Genomic DNA, 2024 nt, shown 5'->3' with positions numbered 1-2024 from the left:
GGGCGTGTCGATGAAATACCGCTTGTACAAACTGGGGCAGTTCCTTCGGGGTTGGGTCGGCTACTTTGGCATCAGCCAATACTACCGCCCCATCCCTGAGTTGGATGAATGGCTGCGGCGGCGCATCCGTATGTGCTATTGGAAACAATGGCGCTGGCCGCGTACTAAAGTCCGTCATTTGCTGGCCTTGGGGATTAACCTCAAAGCCGCCATCCAACATGCGCTCAGCAGCAAAAGCTACTGGCGCATGGCGCGTACCCCCGCCGTACAAATGGCTTTGAACAACAAATGGCTGAAAAAGCAGGGGTTGTTGAGCATCAAAGACCTTTGGTGCAAAGCGCAAGGTTATGCCTAAGTGTCAACGCGAGCCAATTCGTTGAACCGCCCACTGCGGACCCGCATGGTGGGTGGTGTGGGGGCTGGGGGTTAGATGCCCCTGGCTACCCGATTAGCGAGCCAAACTATACGGCAAAATTAAGCCAAAACTGAAATAAAAATGCCAAAATAAACACCAAGTTTTTACGCTCTGCTGGTGACATCCTAATTCTTACCATAGAATTCTATTTCTGCCGCCATTAATTCTCCGTCCCGCAAACCACTGGCATTAAGCCCTTGAATAACACTGGCCTGATTCTCAATAGGCTGATTTTGACTTACTTTCCATTTACCAATAAGTTTTGTAATAACAATTTCGATTCCAACGATGGCACCAATTAATCTTTCAGTAAATTCGTGTGGAGCATCTGATACTTGCCACTGTTTAGCAAATGAAGCCTCATTATGAGCGGTAAGTGACTCAAGTTGGGAACGTATCCACAAAGCATTATCTATAACCTTTAACGAGCCGTAAGCATGAACCGTTGTATAGTTCCAAGTTGGAACAACTTTACCTGTTTCTTGCTTAGTTGCGTACCAAGAAGGAGTAATGTAAGCATTTGGACCGTGAAATATTGCCAAAACGTCAACATTCTCAGAAAAATCATTCCACATTGGATTGGAACGAGCAACATGACCGCGTAAAGTTCCAAATGGTGGTGAATCTTCTGATATGTGAAGTGGGATGTGATTTGCGGTAAGGCCGTCTGATGACAACGTAACCAGAGTAGCAAGAGGATACAAACGAATCAGTTCGTGCATGACCTCAACTCTTGGTTCTTGAAATTGATCTGGTATGTACATGGATTGTTGAGACTCTTAAAAGCTGGTTTTAAAAAATTACGGCGCTAACGTTTTGTTAAGGGGCTGCCCGTATGGGAAACAAGCAAAGCCCCAATGTTATTTACAAACTAAATTTTAAAAATGGCCAAGTACGGGCAGTCCCATTTGAACAAATTGTTAGCCTGCTAAACTATGCACTGTTGCCAAATTAACACCGAACAAAAATGCAAATAAAATAACGATTTTATTTGCTACACTCGAACATGGTGTTATGTAGAAAAAACCATAGATAAGTTAACATTAAAAATTATTTTACTAAGTTTGAAAACCAAAAAGCCGTAAACCAAAATAATATAACAAATAAACAACCTAAAGTTGTAGGTGTAAGTATACATCCAAAACAACACATGCCTTCAGTTACAAGCCCCTGGAGTCCTATTATATCCAATAAAGCGGCAGGATAAATTATTATTGTATATAAAATTAAACTAATAGGGTTTGGAAAAAATGTAGCTAATGGATAAGAAATACAATAAAGACTGAAAAGCAATAAAATTATTTTTATTGCTTTATGATTTATAAATTTTAAATTCAACAAGTTTAACTTTTTTAAATTATTAAAAACAAACACATATTTAACCTCAAAAATTAGCTGAATTATATTGCATATATTTCATATCTGCTTTCGATAAGATATTTTCTATCGCTATATGTTTTGAAACAGAAGGCTAACGTTGAATTAACCGGCTGGCCAGATTGTTGTAAGAAAACACACCAGTATCAAGGCCAGTCCGGTTGAATGACCCGTGTGCGCCCAGCATGGGCGCGATGTAATGGGGTGGAAGTCCCCTGTGGGAGAACCGAAA

2 protein-coding genes are annotated in these 2024 nt (G+C 40.8%); one reads left to right on the top strand and one right to left on the bottom strand.

What is annotated here, in order from left to right; genetic code table 11:
• A partial coding sequence (locus tag CRENPOLYSF2_RS04265) for a group II intron maturase-specific domain-containing protein (RefSeq protein ID WP_272867683.1) occupies positions 1-355 on the top strand: 355 nt, incomplete at its 5' end.
• Positions 356-540: 185 nt separating this feature from the next.
• Here the strand turns inward: CRENPOLYSF2_RS04265 and CRENPOLYSF2_RS04260 are convergent.
• Positions 541-1179, bottom strand: a complete 639-nt coding sequence (locus tag CRENPOLYSF2_RS04260; protein ID WP_087142722.1) for an FMN-binding negative transcriptional regulator — start codon at positions 1177-1179, stop codon at positions 541-543.
• Between the last annotated feature and the right edge of the window lie 845 nt (positions 1180-2024).

It is taken from the genome of Crenothrix polyspora, assembly GCF_900163755.1.
Classification (GTDB): Bacteria; Pseudomonadota; Gammaproteobacteria; order Methylococcales; family Methylomonadaceae; genus Crenothrix; species Crenothrix polyspora.
Note: the sequence above shows the minus strand (reverse complement) of the source record. Positions and strands in the feature narration are given on the sequence as shown.

What these genes read in the sequence shown, in the direction of transcription:
- CRENPOLYSF2_RS04260 (WP_087142722.1), bottom strand. Translation starts at nt 1,179, where the DNA reads ATGTACATACCAGATCAATTTCAAGAACCAAGAGTTGAGGTCATGCAC.